This window comes from Pilosibacter fragilis (genome assembly GCF_032490495.1).
GTDB classification, from domain to species: Bacteria; Bacillota; Clostridia; order Lachnospirales; family Lachnospiraceae; genus Pilosibacter; species Pilosibacter fragilis.
Map to the genome: position 1 here is coordinate 1 of NZ_JAVYJB010000013.1, position 26,888 is coordinate 26,888.

Sequence of the window (26,888 nt, forward strand, 5' to 3'; positions counted from 1 at the left end):
TCATGTTCGTCCACACAGTTATAATGGTTATCGAACCCCATATGAAGCAAGGACGGCAGCATAAATTGATAAGCACTATTTTTTAGCCACAAGTGTTACAAAAAAGCTTGACCACAACAACGACAAAAAGTGGTTCTGGTTCGATAAAGAAGGTAAACTCTTCAGAGCTAATACTGGTAAGAACACAGCAGCTGCTACAGCATCTAACGCTTGGAAGTACAAACTTGACGAAGGTACACTTGTAAAAGACGCTAATGAAGCTGAAACAATTATCGGTAAAAAGAAAGTTAACTCCAAAGATTACTGGTTCACAGGTGATGGCGTGATGCTTTCCAAGTTCTACCTTATCAACGATGCTATGTACTACTTCGGTGGCTCTGATGATGGTTCCATGAAGACTGGTTCCCAGTCCATCAAGGATAACACAGGCGACACATACAAGTTCTACTTCTACACAAAGGATCAGTCCAGCGAGTTCAAGACTCCGGACGGAAAACACAACCTTGCTAAAGGTGCTGGTGTAGTTGGTAACCAGAGCAACAAGCTTTACTGGTATGGTATGCAGATTCAGGCTGATGATTATAAGTATCAGGTAGCTAACATTGCTGTAGGACCGGAAAATAACCAGACAGTTTACAGCTTTATTGTAAACTCTAATGGTACTATTCAGCATTCCGCAAGCACTGAGTACAAAGAGGATGGCGATATCCTTGTTAAGACTGGTGTAAAGGGAGATACTAAGTATCAGACAAAAGCTCAGTTCAAGTATGCTATCGATAACACAGATTCTGTTGATAGGCGTGTTAGTGATGTAGATCTTGGCAAGTTCTTTGTTCCGGCAGAGTAATTTAATATTCGAAATTAGAAATTCTAATTGCAAACAGGATGGGCGGGAAATATTTCCCGCCCATTTACTGTATGTGAAATGTTATATGACAAAAGCCGCTGTCTGTAAGTGATGAAAATACATAGGCTATAAGATGCTTCTGTGACGAAAAGCCGGGCAAGGTTTCCTTGCCCGGCTTTGTGTGCAATTAGAATTTCTAATTTAAACCTTAATTACTTAAGAGTAAAGGTTGTTGTTGCTGGTGCGTTGTAAAACTCGTTAAGATCTACATCGGATACCTTGCTTGTAACACCCTTTGTGAAGCCATACTTGTACTGACCATCTTCCTCGTATGCTGCTGCACCCTTTGCTTCTACAGTGATAAGAGTATCGCCATCCTCCTTATAGGAAGTATCGAAGGAGTGTTGGATAGAACCGTTGGAGTTGATAATGAAATCATGATTCTCAACAGTTGCTACCTGATACTTGTAGTCATCAGCTGTAAGTAAAAGACCGTAGTAGTAAAGCTTGTTGCTCTGGTTACCTGTTACACCAGCACCCTTTTTAAGTTTCTGGACATCCGGAGTCTGGTATTTTGTGGAATCCTGATCCTTTGTGTAGAAGTAGAACTTATATGTGTCACCTGTGTTATCCTTGATGGACTGGGAACCGGTCTTCATGGAACCATCATCGGCTCCACCGAAGCAGTACATAGCGCCATTGATCTGGTAGAACTTGGAAAGTATTACACCATCGTTTCTGAACCAGTAATCTTTGGAGTTAACTTTCTTTTTTCCGATAAGAGTTGCGCCCCTGTTGTCATCCTGTACAAGAACACCTTCGTCGAGTTTATACTTGATTGCGTTGGAAGCTGTCTCAGCTGCTGTATTGTAACCAGCTCTAAAGAGTTTACCTTCTTTATCGAACCAGAACCACTCTTTATCATCTTCCTCTTCGTTTGTATCGTACGGAAGCCATGTCTTTAACCATTTATTCTTCTTAGCGTGTCCGCCATCCTCGTCACCACAGTAGTAAACATCGGACTCAGCAACGCTCATCTTCTCTTCCTCATCTTCTTTATCAAGCTGGAAGAACTTGGTGTTGGAATCTGTAGCAGCTGCTACCCAACCAGACTGCATCTGACCTTCTCCGTTGAAGAGGTAGATCTGACCGTTGATGTTGGACTGCTTGCCTGTTGCCGGCTTACCGGTAGCTTTCTTTAAGTAGTACCAGTACTCGTCTGCATCTACATCGTCATCGCCTGTGCCCGGCTTAGTATCTTTAACCCAACGAGCACCTGTCTCGTCGCAGTAGAATGTGTGGTCTTTCTCATAACCGTTAGCTTCGTTAACTGCGGATGTACCTTCACCAGTTGTTACCCAACCTGTAAGCATGATTCCGTCTGTATCGAAGTAGTAGGATTTTCCCTTGTAAGTGATCTTCTCGTTCTCAGCTCTCTTACCGTTGGACTTGGAGTAGTACCACTCCTCATCAGCGCTCTCGTCATCGTACGGAGTTGTTAATCTCCAGTCGTTTGTGATCTTAGCACCGCTGCTGTTTACGAAGTAGTAGCTTCCATCATATTCAACCCATGCAGAACGAACAAGCTGTCCGTCATCTCCTACATAGTACTCTTTACCATTGCTGGAGCAGAATACGTTTGTATATGCGTCACCGTTTTTGTCGTAGCAATACCACTCGCCATCAACCATCATCCAGGTTCCCTTGGAAGCTGCGAAAGATGTCATGGAAGCGCCTAATGCTAACAGAGCTGCTGTGGATACTACTGCAGCAATTTTAGTCTGCTTTCTCATAATTAATGCATTCTCCTTTTTTGAAACGCATTTTGACATTCCTAATTGCATTACGAAGCCATTATACTTCCGATAAGTAAAATTATCGTGGTTCGCATTCCTTCAAACTTTATCGATCATAACCGATAAAACATGAATATTCCATTTGAAAATCGTATATATATTTGATATACTGAACCTATAATTTGAGAATAATTGTTGTAGAAATGGAGGCTGATTTTTTGATAAAACGTGAATTATATATGAGCAGGATCCGTCCATTTATTGGAACTGATCTTGTTAAGGTCATGACTGGTATTCGACGCTGCGGAAAATCTGTTATGTTAGACCTGATAAAGGAAGAGTTAAAAGAGTCCGGTGTTCCAGAGACACAATTTATTGCATTTAATTTTGAGGATATGCGGAACGCAAATCTCTGTACGGCACAGGCTCTTCATTGCGAGGTAGTTAATCGTGCGTCGGAGATATCTGGAAAAGTCTACCTGTTTTTTGATGAGATTCAGGAAGTGACGGACTGGGAGAAATGTATTAACTCCTTACGAGTCGAAATGGATTGCGATATCTATATCACAGGTTCAAATGCCCGCCTGCTCTCCGGTGAGCTTGCGACCGTCTTGGGTGGTCGATATGTAGAATTTACGATTTATCCGTTCTCATATGCAGAATTTATGGAACTCTATAAAGACATTTTTCCGGATGTTACGGATTCAGTGGTGTTTCAAAGATATCTAACGTTGGGAGGAATGCCGTATCTGGCTAATCTTCATTTTGTTGAAGAGCCAAGCAGGCAGTATCTTACAGACGTCTATAACTCCGTTGTTTTAAATGATGTGGTGAAACGAAATAAAATACGCGATATTGATCTGCTCACCAGAATTGTCACTTATGTGATCGGAAATATAGGAACAACTTTTGCCGCTACATCTATTACTAAGTTCTTGAAAAATGAGCGGCGCACAGTAGCCACTGATACGGTATTAAATTATATTCAGTATTGTGTCAGCGCATATTTATTCTACCAGGTAAAGCGGCAGGATATTCAAGGAAAGCAGGTATTGTCAACCAACGAAAAATATTACATGGCTGACCACGGATTACGTGAAGCGGTTTTCGGCGGCAACATGCGGGATATCAATCTGGTACTCGAAAATATTGTGTATATGGAATTACTTCGCCGTGGGTATGCAATAACTGTGGGAAAAATCGGCGCAAAAGAAATTGATTTTATCTGTCAGAAGCAGGAACAGAAAATCTATGTACAGGTTACCTATCTTCTTGCATCCGAAGAAACGATTCAACGTGAGTTTGGTATATATGAATCCGTCCGGGATAACTTTCCTAAGTACGTTGTCTCAATGGACGAGTTCGATTTTAGCAGGAATGGGATTAAGCACAAAAATATTAGAGAATTCCTGTTAATGAAGGAGTGGAATTAACCTGGGGATACCATTTATAAGGGGGCATATATGTCAAAAATAAATGTTCCAGTTAGTATTTCGGATTTCATTGGCAACTCTCATTACCCGGCCGCGGCGCTTTGGGAAAAACTTGGGAATGAGTATGCTTGAGAGTTTTATATCAGAATAAAACATTTTCGATTATCGTGATCCATATAAATCATATGAACATTAGCAGTGATAAAATACCTGGTTGTTGATCAAAGTACAGGATCGCTATATTATCTATACAAAAGATTTAAAATTCGAAGACCAGATCCTGTACCTTCCGGTTTATATGACCATGATGCTCTAACGATCAGACTTCTGAATCTACGTGAATATTGCGATGCGTTTTCCACCATGAGTCCTGTGTCAGCAGCGTGATATTTACCTTTAACATTTTTGTTTATCGCAGACCCGAAAGCGATGTATCCGGGGCTGGTATTTCTTGCATCTTTTGTGGGTGGACTATATAATATTCTTAAGAATTGTTTCTAAAATGCGATATGAGTAATAGGCAGAAAGAGGTGGGTTGTATGGGAAGATTTGTAAATCCAGACAACAGTGCGTTTCAGGTTATCCTGAATTCAGATATATATGTAGATAAAACTGAACTACTTGCGTATACCAACAAGGCGCTGAATACGGACCGCGCAATGATCTGCAACAGCAGACCGCGACGCTTCGGAAAATCGATTACTGCCAATATGCTCACTGCGTATTACAGTAGAGGCTGCGATTCAGATGCTATGTTTGCCGATTTAGCCATCAGCAAGACTGAGAGTTATAAAAAGCATCTGAATAAGTACGATGTGATTCATCTTGATATTCAGTGGTGTAGTATGGACGCAGGTTCTACAAAGCAGACCGTGACTTATATAAATACCAATGTTATCAGGGAATTAAAAGAAATGTATCCCGATTATATTCCTGATTCTGTAACAACTGTTTATGGTGCGTTATCTTATATTAACAGCTGTTCAGGGAAGAAATTTATTGTTATCATTGATGAATGGGACGTCCTGATTCGAGATGAATCTTCTGATCTCGTGGTCCAGGAAGAATATATCAATTTCCTTCGTGGGATGTTCAAAGGAAATGAGCCAACTAAATTCTTGCATTTAGCATTTTTGACCGGAATTCTTCCGATCAAGAAAGTAAAGACGCAGTCGGCATTAAATAATTTCGATGAATTTACAATGCTGGATGCAAAAGTATTCGCTCCATATATCGGGTTCACTGAAAATGAAGTGAGGAAACTTTGTGTAGAATATAACAAAGATTTTTCTGAAGTAAAACGCTGGTATGATGGCTATCTTCTGTCTGGGACGCAAATCTACAATCCTAAGGCTGTTGTCAGCGTGATGACATGGGGAGATTTTCAGAGTTATTGGTCAAAAACCGGCACTTATGAATCGATTGTACCGCTTATCAATATGAACTTTGATGGTTTGAAAACAGCTATGATCGACATGGTTGCAGGCAGCCCAGTAAAGGTGAAGACCGCAACGTACCAGAACGATATGGTGACGTTTAAAAATAAAGATGATATATTGACGTTGCTGATTCACTTGGGGTATGTGGCTTATGATTCGGTGAACAGAACGGCATTTGTGCCGAATGAGGAAATCCGGCAGGAACTGATCGACGCTGTTGAAGACCGCCAATGGAATGAGTTTACAGAGCTGCAATTAAAGTCTGAGGAGCTTCTCCGAGCAACCTGGGATGCTGATTGTGAAACGGTTGCTCAAATGATCGAGTATTTTCATTCCGAATATACATCCGCGATAACCTACAATAATGAGAATTCTTTGAGCAGTGTGCTGAGCATCGCATATTTAGGTGCATTACAGTATTACTTTAAGCCAATTCGCGAAATGCCGACTGGCCGGGGATTTGCGGATTTGGTGTTTATTCCAAAGAAAGAATTTCCGGATGTACCAGCAATGATTCTCGAACTGAAGTGGAACCAAGCAGCCGAGACAGCCTTGAGACAGATTAAAGAAAAGAAGTATGACTCTATATTAGATTCTTATCATGGAAATGTTCTTCTTGTTAGAATTAACTACGATAAGAAGAGTAAATCTCATGATTGCATAATCGAACAACTGGTAAAATAGCCAAATTTAAATCGAGCCCACGGTATAGTAGAGGGCTCGATTTTATTTTGACTTTATACGTCTGTTTTAGTTCTAAGCTTTTTGTTTCCAAACCGTGAGATCCGTTAATTCCAATCGGTGAGATTTTTACAATATAACCCGTGAAATTGTATGTGCTATCAAATGCGCTGTCGAGAACAAAATGAGGCTCTGCTTTTCATAAAAATCATTTCTTCTTTACAACGCAGCGTTTTTTAAAGAAAGCGATTCCATAACAAAGAATCTCATCATAATCATCTGCATAATCATCTGCATATTCCTCTGCATACATCCGGTCATTGATCTGATTGAGTGCACGATCACATTCAGACAGCAGAAGTTCCTGGTTCCTGGAATACTTCGCTTCAAAGATTGCAACGCGGCTGTTGGCCTCATCATAAATAACAACATCGCTTCGCCCTTCGCCATGCTCTTTGTTTGAATCAACTGTATACCCGGCCCCTGCAAAGATTCCGGCCAGAAATGCATGATAGAAATCTTCTCTGTAGCCGTGATAACTGATCGTTTTCCTAAGAAGTTTCGTCATCTCTTCTGTGACAGCATCAGCATCGCCCGTCCACACAGCATTGAACAACCGGCTGCGGTTCCAGCCTTTGGCTGTATCGTCAAACCATTTCATGATCGTTGTTTCAAATATTTCACGGATCTCTTCATTCGGAATCATAAGTGCGGACGTTCCCTCAGGAATATCTCCTGCAATAGCCTCATCGCGTACACTCGTTAAATATCCTGTCAAATAAAGGACACTCCAGAGATTGTCCTCCGAAGAATGCAGATAATCATACGTGAGCATATCATCCACGCGCTGAATAATGTAACCACCAGAAAGAAGGCTCTCCAGCTTTCTTGTAATATTGCCGCCCGCGAAATCAATAAATGAGCGGATAATCGCGTTATCACTGGTGTTTTTCCAATAGCTGGACGGTCTTGCGCTTGGATCAATTTTAAGATCCCGGATATAATTCATAACATCCCATGGGCAATATACGTCGAAGTCACCGAAATGATATCCGTCATACCAGGATTTTATTAGTGTCTTGTTGCGCTCAAAATGAAAATCTGACAGGATTTGGTCCACATCCGCCTGAGTAAATCCGAAGTATTCATTCAAATGCGTGGATTGAATTGTATCCGAAACCAGGTTGTTGGTACCGGTGAAAATACTTTCTTTTGCTATTTTCAGGCAGCCGGTAATTACCGCCAGACGCAAAGATGGATTGTCCTTCAGCACGGTGCTGAGCATAGGCCTCATGATTTCAAGCATAGCATCATAATAACCATTTGAACTTGCCTTTGCGACCGGAACATCATATTCGTCTAACAGGATGATTACAGGTTTTTTATAATAGCTATACAGCATTTTCGTCAAAATAAGCAAAGCACCTTGAATATCCGTGAGTGAGGCCGTCTGCTGCTGTAAACGCTGGAAGATTTCCTTTTGAGCAGATGGAATGTCTGGATCATCCAACAGGAACTTATAATTGTCATAAAGCTGCGCGATGACAAATCTTAAAAGATTAAACGCATTCTCGAATGACGTACCCCCTATATCCTTAAAAGATAAAAAAATAGTTGGATACTGGTTCATCCAGTCTGCACACAGTGCCTGGTTCCCGGAAATTTCTAATCCTTTAAATAGCTGTCTGCTGTCCTGTGAAATATCAAAAAAGTTTGCCAGCATGCTCATTCCCAAAGTCTTTCCAAAGCGCCGTGGCCGTGTGATCAAGGTAACCTGCGCAGGTGTATTTTCTAAAAGAGTAGATATAAGTCCGCTTTTGTCAATGTAGTAATAATTCTCTTCTCTGATCCTTCTAAAATCTGAAATCCCGACGGGAATATTCATATTGGACATTTACATCCTCCTCTCAGCAATCGCACGTATTTAAGAATATTATATAGTCTGCCCCCAAAAGATGCAAGAAATAACGGTCGAAATACCCCGTTTCCGAACCCACGATAATTTTACTTATCGGACGTATAATGGCTTCGTAATGCAATTAGGAATTTCAAAAAGCATTTCAAAAAAACAAAAGGAGAGTGCATTAATTATGAGAAAGCAGACTAAAATTGCTGCAATAGTATCCGCAGCAGCTCTGTTAGCATTAGGCGCTTCCATGACATCTTTCGCAGCTTCCAAGGGAACCTGGATGATGGTTGATGGCGAGTGGCAGTGCTACGGCAAAAACGGTGACGCATACGAGAACACATTCTGCTCCAGCAATGGTAAAGAGTACTACGTAGGTGAGGATGGACAGCTTGTTCGTTCCAGCTGGGTTGAGTACGACAGCAGCTACTACTTCGTAAACAGCAGCGGTGCAAAGATTACAAACGACTGGAGATTAACAACTCCGTACGATGATGACAGCGCTGATGAGGATGAGTACTGGTACTACTTAAAGAAAACAACCGGTAAGCCGGCAACAGGCAAACAGTCCAACATCAACGGTCAGATCTACCTCTTCAATAATGAAGGTCAGATGCAGCATGGTTGGGTAGCTGCTACAGATACGAACGGCGCTAAGTTTGTTCAGCTCGATAAAGAAGATGATGAGAAGTCTATGAGCGCAGCAGGAAATGCAGCTGTTTACTACTGCGGCGATGAGGACGACGGACACGCTAAGAAGAATAAGTGGACAAAGACATGGCCTCCGGACAACACATCTGAAGAGGATGATGACAAAGAGTGGTTCTGGTTCGATAAGGACGGTGTACTCTTCAGAAGCGGAGAAAACAAAGGTTCTGCAACAGCATCTGACGCTTGGAAGTACAAACTTGATGAGGGTACTCTTAAGAAAGACACTAATGAATCCACAGGTGTTATCTCCAAGAAGAAAGTTAGCTCCAAGGATTACTGGTCCACAAAGGATGGCGTAATGCTTTCTAAGTTCTACTTAATCAACGATGCTATGTACTACTTCGGTGGATCCGATGATGGTTCCATGAAGACTGGTTCTCAGTCCATTAAGGACAATACTGGTGATACTTATAAGTTCTACTTCTATACAAAAGATCAGGCTGCATCTTACAAGACTCCGGATGGTAAGCACGGTCTTAGCAAGGGCGCTGGTGTAGTTGGTAATCAGGGCAACAAGCTTTACTGGTATGGACTTCCGATTCAGGCTGATGATTACAAGTATCAGGTAGCAACAATTACGATTAATGGTACTGATTACAGCTTCATCGTTAACTCCAATGGTACAATCCAGCACTCTGCAAATACAGAGTATAAGGAAGACGGCGAAGTATTAGTTAAGACTGGCGCTTATACTCAGAAAGACAAAGATGGTAAGGACGTTGTTATTCCGACAACATTCGTAAAAGATGGTCAGGCTAAATATGCTATCGAAGATACAAAGACTATCAAGAAAGATGTTATCGATGTAAATCTTGGAAACTTCTTCCAGTAATATATTCAATAATATCTTGAATTAGAAATTCTAATTGCAAAACGATTTCAGGCAGGGATTATTTCCCTGCCTGATTTTGCTATATGAGTGCTAATTACACAATTCAGGCGAAGATTTTTCTCCATCTGTTTACGTTTATACAAAAATTACGCAAAAAATGGGCAGGAATCACTTCCTGCCCATCATGTTTGCAATTAGAATTTCTAATTTTAATCAATCGCTTGGATTACTTACCCTGAACGAAACCACTCATATCAATGTCAGCAACATTCTTAGATACAGTATCCCAGTTGTTAGCTTCATTGCTGATTGCATACTTGAACTGACCGTTTTCTACAAACTTAGTCTCTGTAGCTTTTCCAGATGCATCCTTAATACCTGTTGCGATTAATACATCGCCATCCTCTTTATACTCAGTGCTCTTGGAGTGCTGAATTGTACCATTGGAGTTAACGATGAAGCTGTAATCTACGCCATCTTTTGCGATTGTAGCTAACTGATATTTGTAATCATCAGCCTGAATAAGCATACCATAGTAGTAAAGCTTGTTGCTCTGGTTACCTACTACACCGGCACCCTTCTTGTATCCATAAGTATCTTTTGTATAGAAGTAGAACTTATAGGAATCACCAGTGTTGTCTTTTACTGTCTGAGAACCAGTCTTCATGGAACCATCATCAGATCCACCGAAGTAGTACATATTGTCATCAATCATGTAGAACTTAGCAAGCATAACACCATCCGGTCTGAACCAGTAATCCTTGGAGTTAACTTTCTTCTTCTCTACGCCAGTAATGCTATCGCCATCATAAACGAGGTCACCCTCTTCGAGTTTATACTTCTGAGCCTTAACAGTAGCGTCAGAACCGGATGCTCTGTAGAGTTTACCGTTCTTGTCAAACCAGAACCACTCTTTATCATCTTCCTCTTCTTCTGTATCGCTCGGAAGCCATGTCTTTAACCATTTATTCTTCTTTGCGTGTCCGTCATCCTCATCACCGCAGTAGTAAACTTCGCTGTCTGCATACTCGCTTAAGAGGATCATATCCTGCTCTTCATCTTCCTTGTCTAACTGAACAAAGTTCTTTGTGGAAGAATCAGAACGAGCTACCCAACCAGACTGCATCTGACCTTCCTCGTTGAAGAGGTAAATCTGACCATTGATGTTGGACTGCTTGCCTGTTGCCGGCTTACCGGTAGCTTTCTTTAAGTAGTACCAGTACTCGTCTGCATCTGCATCATCATCGTCTGTGCCCGGCTCTGTGTCTTTAACCCATGCACCCTCTACACGAGCACCTGTCTCGTCGCAGTAGAATGTGTGGTCTTTCTCATAACCAGTAGCTTCGTTAACGGATGTTGCGCTGTCACCAGTTGTTACCCAACCTGTGAGCATCTTTCCGTCTGTATCGAAGTAGTATGTTTTTCCCTTGTAAGTGATCTTCTCGTTCTCGGCTCTCTTACCGTTGGACTTGAAGTAGTACCACTCCTCGTCAGCTGTGTCATCATCGTACGGAGTTGTTAATCTCCAGTCGTTTGTGATCTTAGCACCGCTGCTGTTTACAAAATAGTAGGAACCATCGTAGTCAACCCACTCGGAACGAACGAGCTGTCCGTCGTCTCCTACGTAGTACTCTTTACCATTGCTGGAGCAGAATACGTTTGTATATGCGTCACCGTTTTTGTCGTAGCAATACCACTCGCCATCAACCATCATCCAGGTTCCCTTGGAAGCTGCGAAAGATGTCATGGAAGCGCCTAATGCTAACAGAGCTGCTGCGGATACTACTGCAGCAATTTTAGTCTGCTTTCTCATAATTAATGCACTCTCCTTTTGTTTTTTTGAAACGCTTTTTGAAATTCCTAATTGCATTACGAAGCCATTATACTTCCGATAAGTAAAATTATCAATAGTTTTTTTACAAAAAATGAAGATTTTTTAATAAAGGGAACTATCTTACTTCGCTTCCAGAAATACTCTGTACCTCGAATACACTGGTATTATAGTATATTTTCTTAAGAATTTCCATATCTTTTTTGTTTTTATTTTCTTACGAAACTCTTACACGAATGCTGTTTTTAGCTGATATTGTATATATATTAATACAATATGCCCATTTTTACACTTTGTGGCAGCTTTGTGGCAAGGATGTGTCATTACACAGCGTTCATTTTGATATGATTTTTAAGATATTTTGAACGTGATAATTCCATGTTCAAAATATCTTCTTGTATTATCAGAAGTACGTGTTATAATGTTCATATATATCTATTTATTTTTTCGTTTTGAACATGTTCATTTTTATCAGTTTCTTCCTTATTATTAAACAGTAATAATAAGCGATGCAAACATCTTTGATTCGGAGGACGACTATGGATCGTTTGGGATTACTCTGCAGGAATATTTATGAGAACAACAAGATGACACAGCGGGAGCTGGCGGCGGCGATGGATATTTCCCTTGGGACCTGCAACCATCTCGTGAAAGAAGGTCTGGACCAGGAGCTTTTTTCTTTTGATCCGGTGGACGGATCTTATTCCTTATTAAAAGGCGGTGTGGATCTTTTAAGAAATTACCGGATGGACAGCGCCGTGATCCTCGCGGCGGGATTCGGGTCCAGATTTGTACCGCTGACCTTCGAGACGCCGAAGGGACTTCTTGAGGTCTACGGCGAGCGTATGATCGAGCGGCAGATCAAGCAGCTGCATGAAGCGGGCATCACGGATATCACCATCGTTGTGGGATATCTGAAGGAGAAGTTCGAGTATCTGATCGACAAGTTCGGCGTGAAGCTTCTCTACAATCCGGAATATCACAATAAGAATACGCTGACGACACTCTACCGTGCCCGGGAGTGTTTTATCGGAAGGAACACTTATCTTCTCTCTTCCGACAACTGGATGCGCAACAATATGTACCACACCTACGAGTGCGGCGCATGGTACTCTTCTGTATATATGAAGGGCGAGACTTCCGAGTGGTGTCTTGAGACAAGCAAAAAGGGGCTGCTCACCGGCGTAAAGGTCGGCGGCGAGGACTCCTGGGTCATGTACGGACCGGTATTCTTCTCGAAGGAGTTTTCGGAAAAGTTCTTCCCGGTCCTCGAGGAGTATTATCATACTCCCGGAACGGAGCAGATGTACTGGGAGCAGGTTCTGGCGGACCTCTTAAACGGCGAGGTCGACAGTCATCTTCCCGGAAAGCACCATTTCCCGGTTCCGGAGATGTATATCAACAGGCAGCCGGACAACCAGGTATACGAGTTCGAGAATCTTGAGGAGCTCCGCCTCTTCGATGAGCGCTACCAGAACCATTCCGACAATATCGCCATGGAGCTGATCTCCGAGGTGCTGCAGGTTCCGGAGTCTGAGATCACGGGCATTAAATGCCTGAAGACCGGCATGACGAACAAGTCTTTCCTGTTTAAGGTTCACGGCAAGTCCTATATCTGCCGGATTCCTGGTCCTGGAACCGAGCTTCTAATCAACCGGAAGCAGGAAAAGGCGGTCTATGACGCAGTACAGGATTACGGCATCACCGAACATGTTGTATACATGAACGGGGAGACCGGCTACAAGATTTCCGAGTATTATGAGGGGGCGCGCAACAGCGATCCGCGCGATTGGGATGATGTGGCACGGTGCATGGCACTTGTGGAGAAGCTCCATGATTTGAAGCTCCATGTGGACCATTCTTTTGATATCCGGGAGCGGATCGGCTTCTATGAGGCGCTGTGCCGCGGATATGAGAAGAAGCTTTTTGAGGATTATCCGGAAGTGAAGTCCCATATGACCACGCTGCTTGACCGCCTCGACCGTCTGAACCGGCCGAAGGTCCTGTCCCATATCGACAGCGTGTGCGACAACTTCCTGTTCCTGCCGGACGGGGATCTCCGCCTGATCGACTGGGAGTACTCCGGCATGTGTGATCCGCTGATCGATGTGAGCATGTGCGCGATCTATTCCTATTATAATGATTTTGAGGTCGAGAAACTGATCAAGCTCTACCTGCACCGGGAGCCGACCTCCGAGGAGCGGTTCGTTTACTACGCTTATATTGCCCTCGGCGGATTCTTGTGGTGTTTGTGGGCGGTGTATAAGAGCAGTGTCGGCGAGGAGTTTGGCGATTATACGATCGTGATGTACCGGTATGCGAAACGGTTTTATAAGAAGATTATTACCTCGCCGGAATTTCTTGGAATCGGAGACGGCGGGACACTGAGATAACCGTACTGGCGGTCTGCGGCTTTCCTGGTGCGGCATTCGTAAGAACGCAGATCAGGGAACTGGTCCGGAAAAGCCGAATAATCGCCACATTTTCAATTGAATTTTTGCAAGACGTATGTGTATTTTTATGCTATACTGAAAATACGCAGATAACGTCCATAGAGTCCCGGGATGAAGCTGTGACAGAAATACAGTTATCCCGGGATCTTTTTTATAGCTGATCGACGGTTTCGGAAGTACAGCGCTGCCTGGTACCGGCAGTTACATCCGGCATCAGGTCTGTCAGCTTGCAAGATAAGAATTTTTATGTACAACATTTAAAGGGGGATTTCCATGAGACAAAAGAAACGGGCGGCGGCGGTTCTTTTAAGTGCCGTCATGGCTTTTTCCGCGGTAAGTCCGGCGGTTCCGGTATGGGCGGCTTCCTGGCAGAAGAACGCGTCCGGCTCCTATATTGGAAGTGATGGTTCCGTGCTTACCGGTATCCTGTCCCGGGGCATCGATGTTTCCCAGTGGCAGCAGAATATCAACTGGTCCGCGGTCGCCGATGATGATATCCAGTTCGCGATGATCGGTACCCGGTACAACAATGCGGTGGATCCGTATTTTGATACGAATGTGCGTGGGGCAGCGGCGGCGGGACTCCGCGTCGGTGTTTACCTTTATTCCTACGCGACGACTACAGCGATGGCGGAATCCGACGCTGATTTTGTCCTAAACCTTATCAAGGACTATCCAATCTCCTACCCGGTAGTTCTCGATGTGGAGGCGCAGGAAATGAACAGCCTGACTCCTGCACAGGTCTCTGATATTATCAACGCATTCTGTAAGAAGGTGGAGACGGCTGGATATTATCCGATGGTCTACACGAATGATTACTGGATCAGCAATAAGATCGACATGACGAAGGTCCACTATGACGTGTGGGTTGCCCGTTATGACTCGAAGCCGACTTACCAGGGTGCGGCAATGTGGCAGGCGTCGAACCAGGGAACGGTAAATGGTATCAACGGAAATGTGGATATCAACTTTACCTTTAAGGATCTGAGCAGCAAGCTTCCGGCGAACCGGTGGCGGCTGATCGGGGATAAATGGTATTATTATAAGAATTATGTAAAGCAGACGGGCTGGATCAATGACGGGCAGAGCTGGTATTATCTGAACGCGGACGGAACCCAGTTTAAGGGCTGGCTGCTTCTCGACAACCAGTATTACTACCTTCTCCCTACTACCGGACAGATGAAGACCGGATGGCTGAAGGCGGAGGACGCGTGGTATTACTTAAACTCCGACGGTACGATGGCGAAGGACTGGATTCAGGTTGATGGAACGTATTATTACCTGTTAAACGGTGCGATGGTGACCGGATGGCTGCGGATCGGAAACGATTATTACTATATGCGCGGCAACGGCTCTATGGTGACCGGATGGCGGAAGATGGACGGGAAGTATTACTACTTTAACAGCGACGGTAAGCTTGTCCGCGGATGGGCGGATATTGATGGAAAGCGGTATTTCCTCCAGCAGGATGGAACGATGCTGACGGGTTGGCAGACGATCGACGGCCTGCTGTACTACTTTGACGCAAGCGGCGCGATGGCGGCTGGCTGGACGAAGCTTGACGGTTACTGGTATTACTTCAATAATGAAGGAAAGCTGATGACCGGATGGATGCAGCTTGACGGAAAGTTCTACTATCTCCACACCGACGGGCGGATGGTCATCGGATGGCAGAGTGACGGAACGAACAAGTATTATATGGACACCGTGTCCGGTGTGATGGCGGTGGGCTGGAAGCATATCGATAAGAGCTGGTATTATTTCAATCAGGCCGGACATATGATCACGGGATGGCTGAATGACGGCGGAAGGTATTATTATCTGAATCCGGCGGATGGCAAGATGATCGCGAACGGGTCATTTGTTGTGAATAATGTGAATTATACATTTAATCAGAGCGGTGTGTGCCTAAGTGAAACGTCCGCGATCGACGGCGGCTCGGCGGGAAGAGTTTATACGCCGGGAACGGCCGGGACTGTGGCGAACGGAAATTATATAGGTACTCCGGCGGCGGGGAATGCGCAGAATGGGATTACTACGGGTAATAGCGGAAGCGGAAATGCTGCGGCTGGATCCGCGCCGGGTGGTTCGACGACCACTGCGACCGGAGCCACGACTGCCGGATCTTCCCAGACGAATACGGGTATGTCGGCTGGTAATTACCAGACAGGCGGTCCGGGAACTTCAAACAGTACATCTACTTCCACTTCCAACAGTGGAACAAGCACCTCCGGCAGTTATCAGACCAGCGGACCTGGATACTCCAACAGCAGCAGCTCAGGTTCCGGAAGCTCCAGTTCTGGCTCTGCATCAACTACAGTGCCGGGCGGCAATGCAGCAGGCAGCAAGAACAATTATTATACAGACACCGGCAACGTGGCCGGACCGGGAAGCGCCAATGCGTACTATAACTATGGTTCCGGTTCTTCCAGTACGACTGTGCCGGGAAGTTCAAATTCTTCTTCTACTTCTTCGAATCTGTCTGAGTATCAGACTGCTGGACCGAAGTAAAACTGTAATATCAGACTCTGTGTCAGTAAAAAACACGCTGCCCCGCAGGATCTTCTCCCGCAGGGCGGCGCTTTTATTCTCATACTATGTATTCTTATCTATTCTTTCTTACACCTCAAAGATCATATCCCCATAGCTCGGAATCGGCCAGTATTCTTTGTCTACGATCATTTCCAGCTGATCTGCCGGGTCACGCAGAGCCTGCATCGCCGGGATGATCTCGTCGTAGCAGAAGTGGGCGCGCCTTTCCATGCTGTCGATGTGCTGATACTCTTCTACCAGGTCTTCGAGCTTCGCGCGGGCAACCTTCATGTCGGAGAGAAGATCTGAAACTTCGATGAGAAGCTCTGTCTGGACACTGTTGTCAGCTTCCGGGCATGCAGCCTTCACAGCGCTTAAGGACTGAGCGAGAACGGTTGTGTAGCGGACAACAGCCGGGATCAGCTGCTTTCCTGCGATATTGATCATCGCCTTCGCCTCGATATTTACGGATTTCGCGTAGGACTCATACTCGATCTCCGCTCTTGCCACCAGCTCTTCCTTCGTGTATACACCAAAGTCACCGAACAGCTTGAACGCTTTCTCGGTAACGAGGGACGGGATCGCGTCTACCATGCACTTTAAGTTCGGAAGTCCACGGCGCTCTGCCTCTTCTACCCACGCCTCGCTGTAGCCGTTGCCGTTGAAGATGATACGGCGGTGATCAGCAAGAAGTTTCTTGATCATATCATGGACAGCGAGATCAAAATCGTCTGCCTTTTCAAGCTCATCAGCCGCCTCTTTGAACGCCTCAGCAACGATGGTATTTAATACAACGTTTGCAGATGAAACAGAATCGGAGGAACCGACCATACGGAACTCGAACTTATTTCCGGTGAACGCGAACGGTGAGGTACGGTTTCTGTCGGTTGCGTCCTTATCGAAGTCCGGAAGTGTGGTAACACCTGTCTTTAATGTACCACCGGTCTTGGAGTGGGTCGCGGAGCCTGTAGAGATCAGCTGGTCGATCACATCCTCAAGCTGCTCACCTACGAAGATGGAGATGATCGCAGGCGGTGCCTCCTGAGCGCCAAGGCGGAAGTCATTTCCCGGAACAGCCGCGGACTGGCGGAGCAGATCCGCATGGCGGTCAACCGCTTTCATAATGCAGGCAAGGACCAGAAGGAACTGGATATTCTCATGCGGTGTAACACCCGGATCAAGCATATTGATACCGGTGTCGGAAGCCAGGGACCAGTTGTTATGTTTACCGGAACCATTGACGCCCTGGAACGGTTTTTCATGGAGCAGGCACGCCATTCCGTGACGGCTTGCAACCTTTTTCATTGTCTCCATAACGATCTGGTTGTGGTCAACGGCAAGGTTTGCCTTTGTGTAGATCGTTGCCAGCTCGTGCTGTGCCGGAGCGACCTCGTTGTGCTGGGTCTTTGCGGTAACGCCCAGCTTCCAGAGTTCTTCATTTAATTCTTTCATATAGGAACCGATCCGCTCGCGGATAACACCGTAATAGTGGTCATCCATCTCCTGTCCCTTCGGCGGCATCGCGCCGAATAAGGTACGTCCGGTGTAGATCAGGTCTTTTCTCTTTAAATATTTGTCGCGATCGATCAGGAAGTACTCCTGCTCCGGTCCTACGGACGGGGTAACACGCTTTACTTCTGTGTGTCCGAAAAGGTGGAAGATTCTTGTCGCCTCTTTGTCGATGGCCTGCATGGAGCGGAGAAGCGGGGTCTTTTTATCGAGGGCTTCGCCTCTGTAGGAACAGAAGGCGGTTGGGATACAGAGTGTTACGCCGGTTGCATCTTTCTTTAAGAATGCCGCGGAAGTGCAGTCCCAAGCGGTATATCCGCGGGCCTCGAAGGTCGCGCGCAGGCCGCCGGACGGGAAAGAAGAACCGTCGGTCTCACCCTTGATCAGCTCTTTTCCGGAGAGATCCATTAAAACTTTTCCCTGAGAATCAAAATTTCCGATAAAGGAATCATGTTTCTCAGCGGTCACACCGGTAAGGGGCTGGAACCAGTGGGTATAGTGGGTCGCGCCGTTGTCGACTGCCCAGTCTTTCATCGCATGGGCAACCACGTCCGCGATCGTCGGATCCAGCTCGCTGCCATCCTCGATGGTCTGCTTTAATTTCTTGTAGACGCTTTTCGGAAGGCGTTCCTTCATCACGGAGTCATTAAAGACATTCTCTCCGAAGATTGCCTCCACATTGATAGTTTCGCTCATAGTTTTCCTCCTCAATTCTGTATAAGCTGCCCGTTATGGCATGGGGTGAAATCGTACTTTAAAAAGTATGAGAATTACCTGTAAATATTCAGCCTGTTCCAATCATGGTCTGCCAGGGTATTTCGGCTGAATTTCAATTTTAGCTTGAAAAAATGTTCTCCCTGATACTAGGGAGAACATTTTTAACTGCATGATAATGCAAGCTAAACGGCTTAGTCAGCTTTGCCGACAGAACCGAATAACTCCATTTTTGTCTTTACGGTCGCCTTGATCGCTTCTGCACCCGGCGCAAGGAGTTTTCTCGGGTCGAATCCCTTTCCTTCAAGGTCTTTTCCTGCTTCGATGTACTTTCTTGTAGCGTCTGCGAACGCGAGCTGGCACTCGGTGTTAACATTGATCTTTGCTACGCCGAGGGAGATCGCTTTCTTGATCATGTCTTCCGGAATACCGGTACCGCCGTGGAGAACGAGCGGCATATCGCCTACAGCCTCTTTGACAGCTGCAAGTGTCTCAAAGCTTAAGCCCTTCCAGTTTGCCGGATATTTTCCATGGATATTTCCAATACCTGCTGCTAACATATCAACTCCGAGGTCAGCGATCATCTTGCACTCGTTCGGGTCTGCACACTCGCCCATACCGATAACGCCATCTTCCTCGCCGCCGATCGCTCCAACCTCTGCCTCGAGGGACATTCCCTTTTCACGGCAGATACGGATCAGTTCTTTTGTCTTCTCAACGTTCTCTTCGATCGGGTAGTGAGAACCGTCGAACATGATGGAGGAGAATCCAGCATCGATGCACTTTAGGCATCCCTCGTAGGTACCATGGTCTAAGTGAAGAGCTACCGGAACAGTGATCTTCATCTCTTCCAGCATACCGTTTACCATACCTACTACGGTCTTAAAGCCTGTCATGTATTTTCCTGCGCCCTCTGAAACACCCAGGATAACCGGGGATCTCAGTTCCTCTGCTGTCTGCAGGATCGCTTTTGTCCACTCAAGGTTGTTGATGTTGAAATGTCCTACTGCGTACTTGCCGTCTCTTGCTTTCTCAAGCATTTCTTTCGCTGTTACTAACATATAGGCCTCCATTTGAATCGTTATTTTGACAGAACAGCCTGTCCCGCCGGATCTGCCGTCTGTTTCCATTTATATGCGGAGCAGACGCCATCTATTCCCAACAGGTACTGTTGTCATGATAATTTTATTATAACCGATTTACCCTACTTTGAAAAGGTTTGTTTCACAGTTTCTTCCATTTCCTCCGGCTTGCACTGACGGTTGTGGAGGATCTTCGCGTCGCGGATCTCCTCGATGGCCTGCGGGATCTTCACGCCGGAAATGCGCTCCATCTCATCGATCAGGGCGAACTCATCGGCATCCTCTTTCTTTCCGAGGACTGCCTCCATAACGCTTCTGGAGAACTTGTACGGGCTTGCTGTGGACGCGATCACAGTCTTTGTGGTATCGCCGGTCTTCGCCTTATACTGCTCGTAGACGGCTGCTGCAACGCCTGTATGGGTGTCGATCAGGTATCCGGTATCATCGAACACTTTCCGGATCTCCTTCGCATTCTCTTCCATATCTGCGTAGCCTGCGGCAAAGTCCTTCATGAATTCCTTCATGTCCTCAGTGATCTCGTATTTTCCGTTTGTGGAGAGCTGCTCCATCATCGCCTTTGTCTTTGCGGCATCTCTTCCGCAGCTTAAGTAGAGCAGGCGCTCTAAGTTGCTGGAGACGAGGATGTCCATGGACGGGGATGTGGTCAGGATGAACTCACGGTTCTTATCGTATGTGCCTGTCCGGAAGAAGTCATACAGGACCTTATTGTCATTGGACGCGCAGATCAGCTTACCGAACGGAACACCCATCTGTTTTGCGAAGTACGCTGCCAGGATGTTTCCGAAGTTTCCGGTCGGAACTACGACGTTGACCTTCTCATTTTTTTCGATCTCACCGTTTGCGAGAAGCTTCGCGTAGGCGTATACATAGTAAACGACCTGTGGAACAAGGCGGCCGATGTTTATGGAATTTGCAGAGGAAAGCTGGAATCCCATAGCATCCAGTTCTTTCGCGAATTCTTTATCGCCAAAGATCTTCTTTACACCTGTCTGGGCATCATCAAAGTTTCCTTCGATTCCGACTACAGATGTGTTTGCGCCCTTCTGGGTCAGCATCTGAAGCTCCTGAACACGGCTTACTCCGTTCTTCGGATAGAAGACGATGATTCTTGTTCCCGGAACGTCAGCGAATCCGGCCATAGCTGCCTTTCCGGTATCTCCGGATGTAGCGGTCAGGATCACGATTTCGTTCTTCGCATGGTTCTTCTTTGCAGCCGTTGTCATAAGGTACGGCAGAATGGAGAGTGCCATATCCTTGAAAGCGATCGTCTTTCCGTGGAACAGCTCCAGGAAATACATGCCGTCCGCCTTTGCGAGCGGTGTGATCTCCTCTGTGTCGAATTTCTCATCGTATGCATGGGAAATACAGTATTTCAGTTCTTCTTCCGTGTAATCGGTCAGGAACTGTTTCATGACTGCGTATGCCATCTCCTGATATGTCATTCCGGCAAGCTCGTCCATCGTCACGTCCAACGTCGGGATGCGCTCCGGAACGTAGAGACCGCCGTCATCTGCAAGTCCTTTTAACACTGCCTGGGATGCTGTCACGCCAGTCTCCCCGCCGCGGGTACTTCCATATAATAATTCCATCGTTTTTCCTTCCTCTCTTTACGCAGATACAGTGGTAAACTTTACGGAAAGTGTAGCATACTTTAATGTCGCTTGCAAGATAAAATCAATGAAAACAGGGATCTCCTCATACACAAATATTCCTCACAAAAGTCTATTTTTTATCTCTGTTTTATACTGGAGTAACTATCAATTTTCTCCTGCCTATGATATACTCGTCTCGTTACCCACTCCAATCTGGTGACAGAAAGGAGGTGTAAATTTGGATTATGTTTTTTCTTTTATAGTTGCTGTCATGGCTGGTGTGGTATGTCACTACATCATCAAATGGTTAGACAGTAAACTGGATCGGTAACTAACCTGTAGATGCTCAACTACATAAAACGAGAAGAAACCCCTCAGAGATGCCGCTCTGAGGGGTTTCATTTTGTGTAAATTTGAACTATGTTCTATTTCTTTCTTAGCCATTATATCATATGCAAATTTTCTTTGCAATATACTCCGATATAACTTTCATCCATTTCTTCTATGCCACAGCCGCTTTCTTCTTTTTCATCATCTGCAGTGCCGCGGAGATACCGACAAGAACGATACCGACAATGTCTGTCACGGTTCCCGGAATGATCAGGCAGAGACCTCCGACGATGGATAAAAGCCTCTCGATCACATTCAGGTTCGCGAACATGTAACCTTCAAGACCGGCTGCAACGCCGAACAGACCGATCAGGGATGTTACGATGATCGTCACAACACCGAGAACGCCTGTATCGATAAATAACATTGCCGGGTTAAACGCGAAGATATACGGTACGATGAACGCGGCGATCGCAAGACGGGATGCGTTTAATGCGGTCTTCATCGGGTTGGATTTCGCGATCGCGGATCCTGCGTAAGCCGCAAGAGCAACCGGCGGTGTGATATCTGCTACGATACCGAAGTAGAATACGAACATGTTGGCAGCGATCTTGTTGATTCCCATACCGTTTACGAGGATCGGTGCACATGTGGTAGCCATAATGATGTAGTTTGCAGTTGTCGGAACGCCCATACCAAGAACGATACAGGTTAACATAGTAAGGAATAATGCTACGATCACGCGGTCACCGGCAACACCGACGATTGCGGAGATCAGGAGCTGTCCAAGACCGGTCATTGTTACGACACCGGCGATGATTCCGGCAACGCCGCAGGCAACAGCTACGGAAAGTGTATTCTTACCGCCTGCCTCCAACGCGTTGATGAATCTTGTCGGGTTCATTCTTGTTTCTTTATTCGGCATGCTGACAAGGATTGCAAGAGCGGTAGCGATGATCGCTGCACGGGACATCGTGTAGCCCATCATAACCATTGCAACAAGGGCAACTAACGGAATAAGAAGATAACCCTGACGGACAAATAACGGTCCGAATTTCGGAAGCTCATCCTTCGGGATACCCTTTAAGCCAAGTCTCTTTGCCTCAAGATGTACAGTAATGAAGATACCTGTGAAGTAGAGGAGTGCCGGGAAGATCGCTCTCATCGCGATCTCGCCGTACTGAACGCCTACCATCTCAGCCATTAAGAATGCGGCGGCGCCCATGATCGGCGGCATGATCTGTCCACCTGTGGAGGAAGCTGCCTCAACGGCACCTGCGAATTCGCCCTGATAACCAGTCTTCTTCATTAACGGGATCGTTACGGAACCGGTCGTTACTGTATTACCAACGGAGCTTCCGGATACCATACCGCAGAGAGCAGAGGAGATAACCGCTACCTTTGCCGGGCCGCCTGTGGAAGCGCCTGCCAAGGAGTTCGCTAACTGAATGAAGAATTCAGAAATACCGGTTGCCTCAAGGAAAGCGCCGAACAGGATAAACAGTGCGATATACGTGGAGCAGACACCGATCGGAGTACCGATGACACCGCTCGTCGTATAGAACAGGTTGTAAACGATGGACTTTAAGACTACCGCGAAGGCTCTGCCCTGTCCAAGTCCGTTATAAAACGCATAACCCACAAAGAATGTCGCCACACAGAGGATCGGAATACCTACAACGCGGCGGCATGTTTCTGCTAAAATCAGGATACCGATCACGCCAACGATAACCTCTGTCTGGCTGATTCGTGTCGCGTGGCCGATAATTGTTTTAAAGTTAAATACGAAGTAGAAGTAAGCACCGGCTCCGAGTACCATAAGGATAATATCGTAAATCGGAACGGAATTCTTTTTTGAGCTTCCCTTTTTCATCGGATATACCAGGAATGAAAGGATAATTACAAAACCGACAAACAGGGAACGTCTTACACGCTCATCCCAGTTTGCAAACAGGTTCATATAGAGCATTAAAACTGAAAACGCTGCCAGAAGGAAACGAATGACCTGCTTCGGGGTGCCTTCCCAGATTCGGGTATTCGATTCACGGTCGTACTTTTTCATGATGGCTTCGACGTCTTCGGCGGTACCGGTCTCCACATCAGCCACCGGAGATGTGTTGACTTTCATGTTGTCTTTCTCTGCCATACCAATCCCTCCTTTATATTTCGTTTCCGGCGCTGCCCCTGTATACCCCCTATACAAACAGGCGCCGGATATGTCCGAAACTCTTTTAACGCTTAGAATCCTTTATGTTCACAGGAGAACTCTACTTTGCTGTTTCGTCCGCAGAGATCCCTCAAACTGATTTCTTTTCCGTGAAGTGTGAGTGTGTGGTCGGAGACCGTACCCACAATATATGAGAGATACGGCATTTCCTTGTCAAACCCGGAAACAACCATCTCCCCGTTTTCATCATACGTAAGCGTCTGCCCATCCTCGATCTCTGTCTGCACGCCCGCGCCGAAATTATTGTAGATCGTGCGGATCACGTAGATCTTGTGGTCGCGGATCTCATAAACGTCCGTCAACGGATACTTATTTACCGAGTGGATGAACGTTACAGAAAACTCATCCCCCTCTTTTACCCGGAAGCGGGCATATTCTGCGTTTGTGTCTCCGTTCCTCAGGACCAGATAGTCTCCGCTTCGTAAGGTATAGGCAAGAGTGGCAGCAATAATTGCCGTGATTATTGCTGCCACTGTAAAGAATCTTACTTTCCTGTTTTTCAAGGTAATTACTTGATTGCTCCTACTTCCTTGAAGTACTTCTCAGCACCCGGATGGAACGGAACAGAAATACCGGAAACCGCATATTCGAGATCAAGCTCTTCGCCCTTTGCATGTGTGGAAGCGATCTCATCTTTGTTATCGAAAATAGCCTTTGTGAGGTTATAAACTGTTTCTTCGGAAAGCTTCGGGGATGCGATCAGAGTAGCTTTGATAGCAACTGTCTGAACATCATCGTCAACGCCCTTATAGGAGCCGCCCGGGATTGCGTATGTTGTGTAGAACGGATGTGCATCCGCAAGCTTCTTCGCATGCTCGTCATCGATCTCAAGAAGGTTGATCGCATTTGTTGTAGCGAGCTCTACGATCGCTGTTGTCGGTGCGCCTGCTGTACAGAAGAAAGCATCGATCTTGCCGTCTTTTAACGCATCTGCGGAATCACCGAATCCGAGGTTGTTGACCTGGATATCATCGAAGGAGATGTCATAAGCCTCGAGGATCTGACGTGCGTTGAACTCAACACCGGAGCCTGCGTCACCAACGGATACTCTCTTGCCCTTTAAGTCAGCGACAGATTTGATATCGCCGGAGGATACGATCTGGCAAACCTCAGCGTAGAGGGCTGCAACTGTTGTGAAATCTTTTGCTGCGCCTTCTTCTGCGAAGAGGTCAGTTCCGTTGTAAGCATAATCCATAACGTCGTTCTGTACGATCGCGAGGTCTGCTTCACCGTCGTTTACAAGGTAGATATTTGCTTTGGAAGCACCAGTAGACTGAACGTTAATGTTCACTCCGATGTCTTTGCTGTTTAATACATTCGCGATTACACCACCGAATGCGTAATATGTACCGGTGGTTCCGCCAGTACCCATTGTTAACTTCTGGGCATCACCACTCGGGGCTGCTGCTGCGGCTGCTGTTGTTTCAGCTGCTGCCGCGGTAGTGTCGGCTGCTGCTGCGGCTGTGGTCTCTGCCGGTTTGCTGCCGCCGGAACAAGCGGTCAGTACCATTGCACAGGATAATGCGAGTGCCATTGCTACGGAAAATCTCTTTCTCATATCTTTCTACCTCCTTTTTCTGTTCCTTTGCACAATGTTTCAGCAAAGGAAGCTTACGAACATATTATACATCTCTATTGTTACTTTTGCAACAAATATTAGTAATTTTTGTAAACGTCTGAAATCTTTCAGCTATTCGTTGCTTTTCTCATAATTGCAGTTGTTCACTTCCGTGATGTAAAGTTTTGACGCACAATTGCTTGAAATTCAAAAATTGTATCAGCTATTTTGTGTCTCTTTTATCAGTATATGCGTCATTTTTTCGCTAAATTCCTTGATCCTGTCTTCGATACCCGGAAGCTTCATGGCAGCACCGGCGTTGTTGGCTGTCTCCATCATGCAGAAATTGCCCGGGAGGTAGAAGGTCTTGTTCATATTGAGGGCTGTTACGAGCTGCCCAGCGAGAAGGTCACTGCCGGAATAGCCGGATACGATAATTCCGAACAGGGCTTTGTCGTAGAACCGTGTGGTCCGGAACAGGGCTGTCAGGCGGTTGATAAACGCCGTCATATTCGCGGACAGGGCATCGTTGTAGTTTGGACAGAGGAGCAGGATCGCGTCAGCCCACTTGACCGCCGGGTAGATATTTTCCACCATGGCTCCGCCGTAGAAGCATTTTCCCTGCTCACCAAAGTGCAGGCACATCTGGTATGGACATCCCGAACAGTCCACGAGAGTGCCGTTTCGCAGGTTGATCTCCTGAATCCTGATCCGTTCATCCAGGCACTCCTTTACTTTCTGCCAAATCGCCAGGGTATTGGAGGTCCTGTGGTTTGAGGCGTGAAGGACCAGAAGGTGCGATTCTTCTTTCGGCTGCCATGTTTCTTCCAGAATTTGATGTGCCAGGATCGCAGCGCTCTTTTTATAAGCGCCGAACCGATCGGTGTTCATATTGGCAGCCTGGATCAGGTAGTTATCGAGGGAGGCGGTTCCTTCCACCAGCGGGCGGCCGACAAAGGCACATCCGGCGCGGTTTGCCGCCACCGCAAGCTCTCTTGCCGTCGCTTTCGTGTAGAATTCGCTCTCCGCGTCGATGATCATCCCAGCAGTCGCCCCCGCGAGGACCTGGTCACCGCCCCGCAGCCAGGCGAGAACTTCGTAGTAACCGCGGTTGATGCCATTTCTCCCAAGTGGAACTGCAAACAGGAGTCTGCGTCCACGATATTTGAAGGGATCCTGCTCCAAAATTTCCATATCTTCCACGATCTCGGTATCGATCCCGTCAAGCGCCGCCCCCAAAACCTCGTCCATACGCGACCGTTCTTTCTCCGGGCCTCGTTTTTGCGGATATAGAACTAACAATCTGTCACTCTCCATGATGTATCACTCTCCCTGATAAATCTGCTTCACTCAATATACATGATCACTGATATTTTTATAACAACGGCTTTCCA

At 46.0% G+C, this 26,888-nt stretch carries 16 protein-coding genes; 6 read left to right on the plus strand and 10 right to left on the minus strand.

The features are described from left to right. Positions 1-322 precede the first annotated feature (322 nt). Positions 323-847 (plus strand): hypothetical protein, encoded by a 525-nt coding sequence (locus ABCW45_RS12255; protein WP_343220938.1) that lies wholly within the window; start codon positions 323-325, stop codon positions 845-847. 212 nt (positions 848-1,059) lie between these two features. Here ABCW45_RS12255 and ABCW45_RS12260 read toward each other — a convergent pair whose 3' ends face one another. After that, positions 1,060-2,640 carry a hypothetical protein gene (locus ABCW45_RS12260; RefSeq protein WP_343220939.1) on the minus strand — a complete coding sequence of 527 codons (1,581 nt, stop codon included), beginning with the start codon at positions 2,638-2,640 and terminating at the stop codon, positions 1,060-1,062. 221 nt (positions 2,641-2,861) lie between these two features. On the opposite strand from ABCW45_RS12260, the gene ABCW45_RS12265 reads away from it, so the two are divergent. Both ABCW45_RS12265 and ABCW45_RS12270 read left to right on the plus strand, forming a co-directional pair. Next, a complete protein-coding gene (locus tag ABCW45_RS12265) occupies positions 2,862-4,076 on the plus strand; it encodes an ATP-binding protein (RefSeq protein WP_215703882.1) in 1,215 nt (404 codons plus the stop codon). Between the two features lie 539 nt (positions 4,077-4,615). Next, positions 4,616-6,199 (plus strand): AAA family ATPase, encoded by a 1,584-nt coding sequence (locus tag ABCW45_RS12270; RefSeq protein ID WP_215703883.1) that lies wholly within the window; start codon positions 4,616-4,618, stop codon positions 6,197-6,199. A 205-nt stretch (positions 6,200-6,404) separates the two neighbouring features. Here ABCW45_RS12270 and ABCW45_RS12275 read toward each other — a convergent pair whose 3' ends face one another. After that, the gene (locus ABCW45_RS12275; protein WP_215703884.1) at positions 6,405-8,090 is read right to left on the minus strand and encodes an AAA family ATPase; all 1,686 of its coding nucleotides are present in this window, start codon (positions 8,088-8,090) and stop codon (positions 6,405-6,407) included. A gap of 196 nt (positions 8,091-8,286) precedes the next feature. Here ABCW45_RS12275 and ABCW45_RS12280 point away from each other — a divergent pair, with 196 nt between their 5' ends. Continuing rightward, the gene (locus tag ABCW45_RS12280) at positions 8,287-9,645 is read left to right on the plus strand and encodes a PspC-like choline-binding domain-containing protein (RefSeq protein ID WP_215703885.1); all 1,359 of its coding nucleotides are present in this window, start codon (positions 8,287-8,289) and stop codon (positions 9,643-9,645) included. A gap of 226 nt (positions 9,646-9,871) precedes the next feature. Here ABCW45_RS12280 and ABCW45_RS12285 read toward each other — a convergent pair whose 3' ends face one another. Further along, entirely contained in the window at positions 9,872-11,458 is a 1,587-nt protein-coding gene (locus tag ABCW45_RS12285) for a hypothetical protein (RefSeq protein ID WP_343220940.1), read from the minus strand. 557 nt (positions 11,459-12,015) lie between these two features. On the opposite strand from ABCW45_RS12285, the gene ABCW45_RS12290 reads away from it, so the two are divergent. Together ABCW45_RS12290 and ABCW45_RS12295 are read left to right on the plus strand one after the other, a co-directional pair. Next, complete coding sequence (locus tag ABCW45_RS12290) at positions 12,016-13,869, plus strand: sugar phosphate nucleotidyltransferase (RefSeq protein ID WP_343220941.1); 1,854 nt, start codon at positions 12,016-12,018, stop codon at positions 13,867-13,869. 333 nt (positions 13,870-14,202) lie between these two features. After that, complete coding sequence (locus ABCW45_RS12295) at positions 14,203-16,440, plus strand: GH25 family lysozyme (protein WP_343220942.1); 2,238 nt, start codon at positions 14,203-14,205, stop codon at positions 16,438-16,440. A 108-nt stretch (positions 16,441-16,548) separates the two neighbouring features. Here the strand turns inward: ABCW45_RS12295 and ABCW45_RS12300 are convergent, their stop codons facing one another. From ABCW45_RS12300 to ABCW45_RS12330, 7 genes are all read right to left on the minus strand, one after another. Further along, positions 16,549-18,666 carry a glutamine synthetase III family protein gene (locus ABCW45_RS12300; protein WP_117470544.1) on the minus strand — a complete coding sequence of 706 codons (2,118 nt, stop codon included), beginning with the start codon at positions 18,664-18,666 and terminating at the stop codon, positions 16,549-16,551. Positions 18,667-18,878: 212 nt separating this feature from the next. After that, complete coding sequence (gene fba, locus ABCW45_RS12305; protein ID WP_015552276.1) at positions 18,879-19,745, minus strand: class II fructose-1,6-bisphosphate aldolase; 867 nt, start codon at positions 19,743-19,745, stop codon at positions 18,879-18,881. A 143-nt stretch (positions 19,746-19,888) separates the two neighbouring features. Further along, positions 19,889-21,376, minus strand: a complete 1,488-nt coding sequence (thrC, locus tag ABCW45_RS12310; protein ID WP_343220943.1) for a threonine synthase — start codon at positions 21,374-21,376, stop codon at positions 19,889-19,891. A gap of 505 nt (positions 21,377-21,881) precedes the next feature. Next, complete coding sequence (locus tag ABCW45_RS12315) at positions 21,882-23,855, minus strand: TRAP transporter permease (RefSeq protein ID WP_343220944.1); 1,974 nt, start codon at positions 23,853-23,855, stop codon at positions 21,882-21,884. A 92-nt stretch (positions 23,856-23,947) separates the two neighbouring features. Next, the gene (locus ABCW45_RS12320; RefSeq protein ID WP_158553043.1) at positions 23,948-24,409 is read right to left on the minus strand and encodes a DUF1850 domain-containing protein; all 462 of its coding nucleotides are present in this window, start codon (positions 24,407-24,409) and stop codon (positions 23,948-23,950) included. A 35-nt stretch (positions 24,410-24,444) separates the two neighbouring features. Next, complete coding sequence (locus tag ABCW45_RS12325) at positions 24,445-25,494, minus strand: TAXI family TRAP transporter solute-binding subunit (RefSeq protein ID WP_117515721.1); 1,050 nt, start codon at positions 25,492-25,494, stop codon at positions 24,445-24,447. A 219-nt stretch (positions 25,495-25,713) separates the two neighbouring features. Further along, complete coding sequence (locus ABCW45_RS12330; protein WP_343220945.1) at positions 25,714-26,811, minus strand: flavodoxin family protein; 1,098 nt, start codon at positions 26,809-26,811, stop codon at positions 25,714-25,716. Between the last annotated feature and the right edge of the window lie 77 nt (positions 26,812-26,888).